The 12258-nt window shown below is 67.5% G+C and carries 8 protein-coding genes; 7 read left to right on the top strand and 1 reads right to left on the bottom strand.

What is annotated here, in order from left to right:
* Positions 1–211: 211 nt before the first annotated feature.
* A complete protein-coding gene (locus NA12_RS28745) occupies positions 212–517 on the top strand; it encodes a recombinase family protein (RefSeq protein ID WP_067458654.1) in 306 nt (101 codons plus the stop codon).
* Positions 518–699: 182 nt separating this feature from the next.
* Here the strand turns inward: NA12_RS28745 and NA12_RS28740 are convergent, their stop codons facing one another.
* Complete coding sequence (locus NA12_RS28740) at positions 700–1530, bottom strand: PAC2 family protein (RefSeq protein WP_243655026.1); 831 nt, start codon at positions 1528–1530, stop codon at positions 700–702.
* 192 nt (positions 1531–1722) lie between these two features.
* Here NA12_RS28740 and metH point away from each other — a divergent pair, with 192 nt between their 5' ends.
* The 6 genes from metH (at position 1723) to NA12_RS28710 (ending at position 11894) form a co-directional block, all read left to right on the top strand.
* The gene (gene metH / locus NA12_RS28735) at positions 1723–5319 is read left to right on the top strand and encodes a methionine synthase (protein ID WP_067458385.1); all 3597 of its coding nucleotides are present in this window, start codon (positions 1723–1725) and stop codon (positions 5317–5319) included.
* 213 nt (positions 5320–5532) lie between these two features.
* The gene (locus NA12_RS33340; RefSeq protein WP_084473185.1) at positions 5533–7449 is read left to right on the top strand and encodes a serine/threonine-protein kinase; all 1917 of its coding nucleotides are present in this window, start codon (positions 5533–5535) and stop codon (positions 7447–7449) included.
* An 81-nt stretch (positions 7450–7530) separates the two neighbouring features.
* Positions 7531–8202 carry an HAD family hydrolase gene (locus NA12_RS28725; protein ID WP_255284110.1) on the top strand — a complete coding sequence of 224 codons (672 nt, stop codon included), beginning with the start codon at positions 7531–7533 and terminating at the stop codon, positions 8200–8202.
* Positions 8203–8381: 179 nt separating this feature from the next.
* Positions 8382–9245, top strand: a complete 864-nt coding sequence (locus NA12_RS28720) for a HalD/BesD family halogenase (RefSeq protein WP_067458382.1) — start codon at positions 8382–8384, stop codon at positions 9243–9245.
* 12 nt (positions 9246–9257) lie between these two features.
* Positions 9258–10073, top strand: coding sequence for a class I SAM-dependent methyltransferase (locus tag NA12_RS28715; RefSeq protein WP_067458380.1), 816 nt, complete (start codon positions 9258–9260; stop codon positions 10071–10073).
* Between the two features lie 9 nt (positions 10074–10082).
* The gene (locus NA12_RS28710) at positions 10083–11894 is read left to right on the top strand and encodes a choline/carnitine O-acyltransferase (RefSeq protein WP_067458377.1); all 1812 of its coding nucleotides are present in this window, start codon (positions 10083–10085) and stop codon (positions 11892–11894) included.
* The last annotated feature ends 364 nt before the right edge of the window (positions 11895–12258 follow it).

Raw genomic sequence — 12258 nt, 5'->3', positions numbered from 1 at the left:
GGCATGTAGATGTCATCGGATTGACATCTGCTGCCGGGGGCCAAGATTGTTCATGATGTAAGCAGGTGCCCGGATCGACAATCGGACGCCGGCTGTGCAAGAGAGCTTGCAGGGCAACGCAGTACCCCGTGTGGCGCGCCCGCGCGACGCGGGGGGACCGGAACAACAGATCCGACAACAGAACAGCGATCCCAATCCAACGGAGGTTCGGGTGGAAGCGTTGATCTATGGATACTTGCGGGACGATCTGGCCGATGGTCAGAGCGACCAATTGGAGGATGCGCTACGCAGCCTCGCGCGGACCGCGGGCATGTGTTTCGCCGCGACGTTCCACGAAGGACCCTCGGGTGACGGTGCGGCGTTCGCCGAACTCACCCAGGAATTGAAGCGGGCCGACGCCCACCACGTGGTGGTGCCGTCACTCGATCACCTTGCCGGCCAGACGATTCCGCGTGACCTGCTGATCGCGAAGCTGGCGCACGAGGCGGCCGCCGAGGTACTCACCCTGGAGCGCTAGCTATGGGATCCGATGCCTGCGCCGATCCACCCTCTCGGTAGCGATCGCTCCGGCGGCCGGGCGAGTCACCGCCCGGCCGGAACCCGGAATGGTGTTGAGCAACAACGTATTCCGCGAGCCGCGGTAGTCGAGCTGCCATCGGCGTGATAAGGACCGGAGCGGCGAACGCCCGGTGCCGAGCGCTAGAGGCCGAAGCTGCCCGGCCCACGCCGACGCAGGTACTTCTCGAACTCCGCCGCGATGGCGTCGCCGTCGATCTTGGCCATGGTCTCGTTGAGATCGATCGCCGCGTCGCCACGCTCCTCGAGCGAGCGCACGTACTCGCTGATCTCGTCGTCGCCGAGGGTCATCTCGTTGACCGCGCCCTCCCACTCCTCGGCCTGCTTCGGCAGCTCGCCCAGCGGAACCTCGATATCGAGGACGTCCTCCACCCGGTGCAGCAACGCGATCGTCGCCTTCGGGTTCGGCGGCTGCGACACATAGTGCGGGACGGCGGCCCAGAACGACACCGCGGGCACCCCGGCCTTCACACACTGGTCCTGCAGCACGCCGGTGATCCCGGTCGGGCCCTCGTACCTGGTCTGTTCCAGATTGAATCGCTCGGCGGCCTCGGGACTGTAGGCCGAGCCGGTCACCGGCACCGGCCGGGTATGCGGGGTGTCGGCGAGCAGCGCACCGAGGATGACGACCGTCTCCACGCCCAATTGCTCGATGAACTCGAGCAGGTCGTCGCAGAAACTGCGCCATTTCATGTTCGGCTCGATGCCACGCAGGAGCACCACATCGCGGTCGCTACCGGGCGGGGAGCACACCGACAGCATCGTCGAGGGCCACTGGATCTCCCTGGTCACCCCGTCGACCTGCCGGACTGTCGGCCGGTTCACCTGGTAGTCGTAGTAGTCCTCGGAGTCGAGTTCGGCCAGCGGCTCGGCATCCCAGATCAACTCCAGATGCTCGATGGCGCCACTGGCGGCATCGCCTGCGTCGTTCCAGCCCTCGAAGGCGGCAACCATGACGGGATTGCGCAACGTCGGCAGTTCCGTCTCGGGGGTCTCACTGGCATCCACCCGGTCAGCCTAGTGTCTTGTGCGAATTGTTTTGCGGTGACCGACGGTGTTGCGTGTTTCCGCCGGGAACAGTGGCGCAGACCACTGGATTCACCCGCAGTGGTCTTGTCCGTCGGACGCGCCCACTAGTCTTGAATCATGTCTGCGTCCTTGCCCACCGGGTTCGATACCACGCTCCTCGACACGCTGCGGCGGCGTGTCGTCATCGGCGACGGCGCGATGGGCACGATGTTGCAGGCCGCTGATCTGTCGCTCGACGACTTCCGCGGCCTCGAGGGCTGTAACGAGATCCTCAACGACACCCGTCCCGACGTGCTCGCCGAGATCCATCGCGCCTACTTCGCCGCGGGCGCGGACGCGGTGGAGACCAATACCTTCGGCTGCAACCTGCCCAACCTCGCCGACTACGACATCCAGGATCGGATCCGCGATCTGTCCGAGCGCGGCACCCGCATCGCCCGCGATGTCGCCGACGAGATGGGTCCCTCCGCCGACGGCACCCCGCGCTATGTCCTCGGCTCGATGGGCCCCGGCACGAAGCTGCCGACCCTGGGCCACGCGCCGTTCGTGTCGCTGCGTGACGCCTACACCGAAGCCGCGCTCGGCATGCTCGACGGCGGTGCCGACGCCATCCTCATCGAGACCTGCCAGGACCTGCTGCAGGTCAAGGCCGCGATCACCGGCAGTCGCCGGGCCATGATCGCGGCGGGCCGCCGGATCCCGATCATCACCCACGTCACGGTGGAGACCACCGGCACCATGCTGGTCGGTAGTGAGATCGGCGCGGCGCTGACCGCGCTGGAACCGCTCGGCATCGACATGATCGGTCTGAACTGCGCGACCGGACCCGCGGAGATGAGCGAGCACCTGCGGCACCTGTCGCGGCACGCGAACATCCCGGTGTCGGTGATGCCGAACGCGGGTCTGCCGGTGCTCGGTGCCAACGGCGCCGAGTACCCACTCGACCCCGAGGAGCTCGCCGTCGCGCTGAGCGGGTTCGTCTCCGAGTTCGGCCTCTCGCTGGTCGGTGGTTGCTGTGGCACTACCCCCGAGCACATCCGTCAGGTCGCCGAGGCGGTGCGCGAGGTGGAGAAGACGCTGCCCCCGATCACCGATCGCCGCCACCCCGAGCACGAGCCCGCCGTGTCGAGCATGTACACGGCTGTGCCGTTCGAGCAGGACGCGTCGATCATGATGATCGGCGAGCGGACGAATGCCAACGGCTCCAAGGCATTTCGTGACGCGATGCTGGCCGCCGACTGGCAGCGGTGCCTCGAGATCGCCAAGGACCAGACCCGCGACGGCGCGCACATGCTCGACCTGTGCGTCGACTACGTCGGTCGCGACGGCGCCGACGACATGAACGAGCTGGCCTCCCGGCTGGCCACCGCCTCGACGCTGCCGATCATGCTCGACTCCACCGAGGTGCCGGTGTTGCGGGCGGGTCTGCAGCACCTGGGCGGCCGGTGCGCGGTGAACTCGGTGAACTACGAGGACGGCGCGGGCCCGGATTCCCGATTCCAGCAGATCATGCGGCTGGTTTCCGAGCACGGCGCCGCCGTCGTCGCCCTGACCATCGACGAAGAGGGCCAGGCGCGCACCGCCGATCACAAGGTCGCGATCGCCGAGCGTCTCATCGACGACATCACCGGCAACTGGGGCCTGGCCGAGTCCGACATCATCATCGACACCCTGACGTTCACCCTCGGCACCGGACAGGAGGAGTCGCGCAAGGACGGCGAGGAGACGATCAACGCCATTCGCGAGCTCAAGCGCCGCCGCCCGCAGGTGCAGACCACCCTCGGCCTGTCGAATATCTCCTTCGGTTTGAATCCGGCCGCCCGGCAGGTGCTCAACTCGGTGTTCATGCACGAATGTGTCGAAGCGGGGCTGGATTCGGCGATCGTGCACGCGTCGAAGATCCTGCCGATGAGCCGGATCCCCGAGGAGCAGCAGCAGGTCGCCCTCGACCTGATCTATGACCGCCGCACCGAGGACTACGACCCGCTGCAGAAGCTGATGGCCTTGTTCGAGGGCGTCTCGACGGCGTCGTCGAAGGCCTCGCGCGCCGAGGAGATGGCCCTGCTGCCGCTGTTCGAGCGTCTGGAACGGCGCATCGTCGACGGTGAGCGCAACGGCCTCGGTGACGATCTCGACGAGGCGATGCAGACGGTGCCGCCACTGCAGATCATCAACGAGACCCTGCTCTCGGGCATGAAGACCGTCGGTGAGCTGTTCGGTTCGGGTCAGATGCAGCTGCCGTTCGTGTTGCAGTCGGCCGAGGTGATGAAAACCGCTGTCGCGCACCTGGAACCGCACATGGAAGCCACCGACGACGCGGGTAAGGGCCGGATCGTGCTGGCCACGGTGAAGGGCGATGTCCACGACATCGGCAAGAACCTGGTCGACATCATCCTGTCCAACAACGGCTACGAGGTGGTGAACCTCGGCATCAAGCAGCCCATCGCGACCATTCTCGACGCCGCCCAGGACAAGAAGGCCGACGTGATCGGCATGTCGGGGCTGCTGGTGAAGTCCACCGTGGTGATGAAGGAGAACCTCGGTGAACTCAACTCCAAGGGTGTGGCCGAACAGTTCCCGGTGCTGCTCGGCGGCGCCGCGCTGACCCGCTCCTACGTGGAGAACGATCTCACCGCGGTCTACGACGGCGACGTGTACTACGCCCGCGACGCGTTCGAGGGCCTGCGGTTGATGGACGAGATCATGACCGTCAAGCGGGGCGGTGGGCTCGACCCGGACAGCCCGGACGCGATCGCCGCCAAGGAGAAGGCCGCCGAGCGCAAGGCGCGCCACGAGCGGTCCCAGCGGATCGCGGCCGAGCGCAAGGCCGCCGAGGTGCCGATCGTGGTGCCCGAACGCTCCGATGTGGCCACTGATCTGCCCGTGCCGACGCCGCCGTTCTGGGGGACCAGGGTGATCAAGGGTCTGCCGCTGGCCGAGTACTCGGGTCTGCTCGACGAGCGGGCGCTGTTCCTCGGTCAGTGGGGTCTGCGCGGACAGCGCGCCGGGGACGGGCCGACCTATGAGGATCTGGTGGAGACCGAGGGCCGACCGCGGTTGCGCGCCTGGCTCGACCGGCTCGCCACCGAAGGCGTGCTGCAGCACGCCGCCCTCGTCTACGGGTACTTCCCCGCGGTGTCGGAAGGCGACGACGTCATCGTGTTGACCGAGCCGAATCCTGATGCGCCGCAGCGGTATCGGTTCACCTTCCCGCGACAGCAACGCGACAGGTTCCTGTGCATCTCGGACTTCATCCGCTCGCGCGAGCAGGCTCGCGAGACCGGGCAGGTGGACGTGTTGCCGTTCCAGCTGGTGACGATGGGGCAGCCGATCGCCGATTTCGCGAACGCGTTGTTCGCCGCCGACAACTACCGCGACTATCTGGAGGTGCACGGAATCGGCGTGCAGCTCACCGAGGCACTGGCCGAGTACTGGCATCGCCGGGTGCGCGAGGAACTGACCGTCGACGGCAAGTCCGTCGCCGCCGACGATCCCGCCGATGTCCAGGACTACTTCAAGCTCGGTTACCGGGGTGCGCGTTACTCCTTCGGCTACGGCGCCTGCCCTGATCTGGAGGATCGCGCCAAGTTGGTCGATCTGCTCGACGCGGGCCGGGTCGGGGTGACGCTGTCGGAGGAACTGCAGTTGCACCCGGAACAGTCCACGGACGCGTTCGTGCTGCTGCATCCGGAAGCGAAATACTTCAACGCCTGAGACACTGCAGGCACACACGCGGGCGTCGCCCGGATCGGACCGGTCCGGTCGTCGCGGCGCGTGTGAGTCTGATCACGATGTAGCGCCCGGTCCATGGACCGAACTGTCCCGCAACAGGATCGAAGCAGTTCAGCACGTAGAATTTTCGCAGGTTTCATCCCGCTGTGGCGCGGAGGGCGAGACGACTCGGCGGTAAGCAGGAGGGCACACACTATGACATCGGATCGGTTGATCGCGGGACGCTACCGACTCACCGACCCGATCGGCTCCGGGGCGATGGGAGTGGTGTGGCGCGCCACCGATGTTCGGTTGCGGCGCACCGTCGCGGTGAAGCAGGTGCTGCTGGCGCCCGGGCTCACCGGCACGCAAGCGCTGGAAGGAAAACTGCGCGCGATGCGGGAGGGCCGGATCGCGGCCCGTCTGCACCATCCCAACGCCATCACCGTTTTCGACGTCGCCGAAGAGGACGGCCAGCCCTGGCTGGTCATGGAATACATGAACGCGCCGAGCCTGGCGGCGAAGTTGTCGGGCGGGGTGACACTGCCGCCGATCGAGGTGGCGGGAATCGGTGCCCAGGCCGCCGCGGCGCTGTCGGCCGCGCACGACGCCGGGATCATGCACCGCGATGTGAAACCGGCCAATCTGCTCGTCGGTGACGACGGCACGGTCAAACTCACCGACTTCGGCATCTCCCACGCGACCGGCGATGTCACCGTCACCGCCACAGGTTTCCTGGCAGGCACTCCCGCCTACCTGGCGCCCGAGATCGCGCGCGGTGACAGCCCGAAACCCGCCGCCGACGTGTTCGCCCTCGGTTCGACGCTGTACGCGGCCTCCGAAGGCGCGCCGCCGTTCGGTGAGGGTGACAACCCCCTCGCGGTGTTGCACGCCGTCGCGCGCGGGGTGGTGCCCGAGCCGAAGAACGCGGGCCCGCTCGCCCCGGTCCTGATGTGGCTGCTGACCGCGTCCGCCGAGGACCGGCCGACGATGGCGCAGGCCAGGGCGGCACTGGAAGATGTGGCGGCGGGCCGTGTTCCGGCACTGCCCGGTTCGGCCACGAAGATTCTGCCGATGAGTGAGGCGGCCACGACGGTGATCCCGTCGGCAGGCGTGCCCGCGAACGGCGGCGCGGCGGCGAAATCGGGTGCGGCGGCGTTGTTCGGCAGCGGTCTCGCGATGGCCAAGGCCGCCCGCTCGGCCATCTCGGGTCGAAATGCGACCGATGCGGCCTCGGGCGCCGCCCAGGCACCGAGCGGGAGCACGGGATCGGCCGCTGTCGGCCACCCGACGAGCGGCGCGCCAGGCCGACCGGACGTCGGTCCAGCGGTGGCGCAGGCCGCGGCAGGTGATCCCGGCCTCGTTCGGCCACGCGATGCCGATCCCTCGACCGCGGACGGTGTGGCACGTGCCAGAGCCGCTACCGGACAGACGGACGGGTCCGGCCTGCATCCCTCGTTCCCCGTCCCGCCCTCGCGCACCGATCGCGCGAAGAACAGCCGTGCCGTGCTGCTGCTGGCCGCGGCCGTCGCCGCCTTCACCGTCATGCTGTTGGTGCTCGTGGTGACCCGCGATCGAGGCGGTGAGGCCGGTCAACAGGCACAGGTCCCGGCATCGCCGGTCACCGTCACCACCATGGTCGACGGCAAGGTGAGCACCGTGGTCATCGTGCCCGAGCAGGAAACGATCACCGTGTCGGCCCCGCCGCAGGCACTGCCGAGTGGTGCGTCGAGCGCCGGTGCCACCCCCACGAGTACCTCGGCCAAGCCCACCCCCACCACCGCGAAACCGAGCAGCACGACCATCACCACCACGCCGTTCGGCCCGCCGACCCCGGACCGGATCAACCAGTTCATCGCCGGGTACTACGGCATGCTGCCCGGCAATATCGGCGGTGCGTGGGCGCAGCTCGCGCCCGGTTACCAGGCACAGACCGGCGGGTTCGCACAGTATTCGTCGTTCTGGGGGTCGGTGCGTTCGGTGACTGTCGGCTCGATCACCCCCAGCGGACCCAACCGCGCGATCGTCATGCTCACCTATCAGCTCACCAATGGCACTGTGACCTCGGAGAACCGCTGGATTCAAGTCTCCGGCGACGCGGGCAACCTGCAGATCTCCGAATCGGGGGTCTGAGGCGGACCCGTTACCCTGAACGGGGTCCGGCGAGCGCCGGGTGATTTCGGTGATGTGTGACGAGAACGAGGCGAGTTACAGGTGAGCGCGCGACCGGCAGCGGTGCTGTGGGACATGGACGGCACGCTGCTCGATTCGGAGAAGCTGTGGGACATCGCGGTTCGTGAACTGGCCCGCGAACACGGTCGCGAGCTGACCGACGAGGTTCGCCACGCCCTGATCGGCGCCTCCGGTCCGAACGCGCTGCGCATGCTCTTCGACGGCATCGGCGTCGACCCGTCGCCGGGCACGATCGTCGAGGCGGGGGAGTTCCTGGAGCGCCGGGTGACCGAGTTGATGCTCGGACCGATCCCGTGGCGACCCGGTGCCAAGGACGCGCTGGCGATGGTGCGCGCGGCGGGCATGAAGTCCGCGCTGGTGACCAATACCAAGCGCTCGCTCACCGAATACGGCCTCGACACCCTCGGTCGCGACTTCTTCGACACCTCCGTCTGCGGAGACGAGGTGGCGCACGGCAAGCCGGACCCGGCCATCTACCGTCGTGCCGCGCAACTGCTGGGGGTCGACCCGAAAGACTGTGTCGCCATCGAGGACTCGCCGACCGGTTCGCTCGCCGCTCAGGGCGCGGGCTGCGGTCTGCTGGTGATTCCGTGCGAGATCGCGGTTCCCGAGGCACCGGGCCGGGTGTTTCGGGAGTCGCTGGTGGGTCTGTCGGTCGAGGATCTGCGCGCCGCGCTCGACGCCCGCGCGTGAATCTTGCGACAGCGGTACGTGATAGGGCGTAGTACCCTACCGTGATAGTATCGAAACCCAGGTTGAATCTACGAAAACTGTTGCCGCACAGTTGAATTCGCCCGATTGTGATCATCCCGGGATAGGTCCGATTTGTCGAAACACGGGCGCTGGCCGAGATATTCCCGCAAAATGGGTAGATGACGAGAACTCGGGGGCTCGACGAAATCGTCGATATCGCACGGTATCCGCTCACCGATCTCAGTGGTCCGGGCAGGCAGGCGGCGATCGACGCCGCCCGCGCCGAGCTGGCCGAGGACGGCTGCACGGTGCTGCGCGAGTTCATCCGCCCGCAGCTGCTCGAGACGCTGCGCGCCGAGGGCGAGGCGATCGCACCCCACGCGCATTACAAGGTGGAGCGGGTCAACGCCTACAACATTCCGCTCGACGCCGATCTGCCCGCCGACCATCCGGCGCGGATCGTGCTCGACCGAGGCAACGCGTTCGTGGCCCGCGACCGGATCCCCGCCGAGGCGCTGATCCAGCGCCTCTACACCGATCCGGTGTTCCAGCGCTTCGTCGCCGATTGCTTCGAGCTCGAGGATCTGTACGAATTCGCCGACCCGCTGGCCGGTTTGTGCGTGAACGTGGTCGAGCCGGGGATGTCGCACCCGTGGCACTTCGACACCAACGAATTCACCGTCAGCATGCTCACCCGCAAGCCCGACGCCGGCGGCGTCTTCGAGTACTGCCCCAATATCCGCGACCCGCACGCCGAGCACCTCGACGATGTGCGCGCCGTGCTCACCGGTGCGGGCACCCGATTCGTCCGCGCGCTGGAACTGCGCCCCGGCGATCTGCAGCTGTTCAAGGGCCGCTTCTCCCTGCATCGGGTCACCGAGGTGGCCGGTGCGGGACAACGACATTCGGCGATTTTCGCCTACACGGACCGTCCAGGGGTGATCGGCACGGTCGAGCGCACCAGGCAATTGTTCGGCCGTGTCCTGCCCGACCACGTGGCTGCCGCGGCCGACGCCGTCCGAGGTGACCGACTGCTCGACTGAGAGGAACCGAACATGTCCGTTCCGTTGGATACCACCGGTAAAGCATCCTTCGACGACATCTACGAAAGTCCCGATCCCCGTGCGTACTTCGCACGGATGAACGAGCTGGACTATCGAATCCCGGAACTGGCGAAGCCACACTTCGCCGACCAGCTGCGCCAGCTGCGGGCCGCTCGTCCGGATCGGATCCCGACGGTCCTCGACCTCGGGTGCTCCTACGGGGTGAACGCGGCACTGCTGCGCAGCGACACCACCGTCGACGAATGGGCCGGGCACTACCGCGATCACGCCGATACCGACAAGATCGGGCTGATCGCCGCGGACCGGGAGCGGTTGCGCGGCGATCTGCTGCCCGACGTCCGTTTCATCGGGATGGACGCCGCACGCCCGGCGCTGACCTACGCCCACGCCGCCGGATTCCTGCACGACTACGTGCACGCCGACCTCGAGGCCACCGAGCCCACCGAGGCGCAGCGCCGGGTGCTCGCCTCCGCCGATCTCGTGATCTCCACCGGATGTGTCGGCTATATCACCGAGAAAACCCTGTCCAGGGTCGCCCAAGCGGACCCGCGCAAGCGACCGTGGATGGCGCATTTCGTGTTGCGGATGTTCGATTTCGGGCCCATCGCCGAGGAGCTGGCCGCGTTGGGGTATCGCAGCGAGCAACGTCCCGGTATGTTTCAGCAGCGGAGGTTCGCCTCGGCGCAGGAACGGGAACAAGTGCTGGATGCGTTGGCGGCCAAGGGCATCGACACCACCGACCACGAAGCCGAGGGCTGGCTCTACGCCAACCTGTTCCTGTCTCGCCCGCATCCCATCGAGACCTGAGGACTTGGATTGAACCAACCCACGTTCGCTGCCGAAGACACGCTGCCCCGGGCGCCACTGCCGAGTCTGGAAGACAGTGGCGCGCGGTTCCTGCAGTGGTGTCAGCCGCTGCTCGGCGCCGAGGAATACGCCACCACCGAGAGCGCGGTAGCCGAGCTGCTGCGCCCCGGTGGGGCTGGGCGCACCCTGCACGCGGCGCTGGCCGAATACGACGCCACCCCCGGCGTCGGCAGCTGGCTCGACGAATTCTGGCCGTCCCGGTACCTGGGCCGTCGGGACCGGATCGCGATCAACGCCAACTTCATGTTCCTGTTCCGGGACGACACCCCGCTCGCGGCGTCGACCGTCGCCGGGCAGACCGAGCGGGCGGCCGCGATCATCGGGGCGGCTGTCGATTACAAGCTGGCGCTGGACGCGGAGCGGATCGCGCCGGTGACCCAGCGCGGCCAGGCGCTGTCGATGTGGCAGAACAAGTACCTGTTCTCCGAGACCCGGATTCCGGGCGAGATCCAGGACAGTGTCCGCAAGCCCTACAGCCCGGAATGGCCGGGCCCCTCGGACGCGCGTCACATCGCGGTCTTCTACCGCGGCAACATCTTCCGGATGGACGTCGTGGGGCCCGACGGCGCTCCGTACGCGTTCGAGGACATCGTCGACGGGCTGCGCGCGGTGATCAAGGGCGGGACCAAGCCCGCCGCGACCGACACCTCGGTCGGCCACCTCACCACCAAAGCCCGCGCGGCATGGGCACGGAGCCGGGAAGTCCTGCGCACCGAACCCGCCAATGTCGAGGCCTTCGATGCCGTGGAGACGGCGCTGTTCGCGGTGTGTCTGGAAGACTTCGCCCCGCGCGACGAACTGCACGCCAGCGATCAGCTGCTGCACGGCGACAGCGGCAACCGCTACTTCGACAAGTCGGTGTCGTTCATCGTCTTCGCCGACGGCCAGGCCGGCATCAATATCGAGCACTGCGGACTCGACGGCACCACCGTGCTGTCGTTCGTCGACGCGCTGCTCGAGCGGACCGCCCAGGACCACGCGGCCACCAGCGGCGCGCAGTCACAGGGGCTGCCCCCGGTGGAGCCGATCGAGTTCGTACTCGACTCGGCCGCCCGCGCCGACATCGCCGCGGCAGGTGCCGACTTCGCCCGCTTCGCCGCCGAAACGGCCACTTCGCTGGTGTCGTTCGACGACTTCGGCACCGGCGAAGCCAAGAAGCTGGGCATCTCACCCGATGCCTTCGCGCAGCTGAGCTACCAGCTCGCCCACCGGCGCAGCAAGGGCCTGACCGGCGCGACCTATGAATCGATCGCCACCAGGCAGTTCCGCAACGGGCGCACCGAGGCCATGCGTGTGGTGACCCCGGAGATGGTGGCGTTCGTCGACGCGATGGTGTCCGCGGATACCGATGCCGAGACGAAGCTGGCCGCGGCGCGTACCGCCGCGTCCGCCCACGTCGCGCGGGCCAAGGAATGTCAGGCCGGGCAGGCGCCCGAGCAGCACCTGTGGGAACTGGAGTGGATCCAGCGTCGTCGCGGTGAGCAGCTCGGGGTCGCGGATGAGCGGATCGCGCTGTTCGACAGCCCGGGGTGGACTGTCATGCGCGACGACTACCTTTCGACCAGCTCCGCGCCGTCGCAGTACATCCGGTACTTCGGGTTCGGGTCGACCAGTGGGCGCTGCATCGGTATCGCGTATGTGCTGTTGCCGGATCGGTGGAACATCTATCTGGCTACTCCGAAGTCGGTGGCTGATCAGATGTATGCGTTTGCTGATCACTTGCGTGTGGCTGTTGCGGATCTGCGGGAGTTGTTGGGCTGAGTTGGGTGTGCGTCTTGTGAGGCGCGTGCTCGAGGTGAGTTGGGTGGTTGTGCCGGGTACGCGTCTGGTTAGGCGCGTACCCGGGCTGAGTTAGTTGGTTGTGCTGGCATGACCGGGCCGACTTGGTTGGGTGTGGCTCGCGGCCGGGTTGAGTGTGGTGTGCGCCTGGGGGCTGGGTTGGGTGCGTGGGCTCGGACCTGGGGCTGGGTTGGGTGCGTGGGCTCGCGCCTGGGGTTTGGTAGTCCCGGGCTGTATACGCTGTGTTTTCGGCGCGCTGGCGCGCGCGTGTCCGCGGCCCTGAGGGGCCGCCGATCAGGGCTCGAGACTTGCGCCTGCGGCGCGTGCGCTTCGAGCCCTGATCGGC

The organism is Nocardia alba NBRC 108234 (assembly GCF_001612665.1).
Classification (GTDB): Bacteria; Actinomycetota; Actinomycetes; order Mycobacteriales; family Mycobacteriaceae; genus Nocardia; species Nocardia alba.
Note: the sequence above shows the minus strand (reverse complement) of the source record. Positions and strands in the feature narration are given on the sequence as shown.

Coding starts and splice junctions, on each gene's coding strand:
- NA12_RS28740 (WP_243655026.1), bottom strand. CDS start 1,530: ATGGTTGCCGCCTTCGAGGGCTGGAACGACGCAGGCGATGCCGCCAGT.
- metH (WP_067458385.1), top strand. CDS start 1,723: ATGTCTGCGTCCTTGCCCACCGGGTTCGATACCACGCTCCTCGACACG.
- NA12_RS33340 (WP_084473185.1), top strand. CDS start 5,533: ATGACATCGGATCGGTTGATCGCGGGACGCTACCGACTCACCGACCCG.
- NA12_RS28720 (WP_067458382.1), top strand. CDS start 8,382: ATGACGAGAACTCGGGGGCTCGACGAAATCGTCGATATCGCACGGTAT.
- NA12_RS28715 (WP_067458380.1), top strand. CDS start 9,258: ATGTCCGTTCCGTTGGATACCACCGGTAAAGCATCCTTCGACGACATC.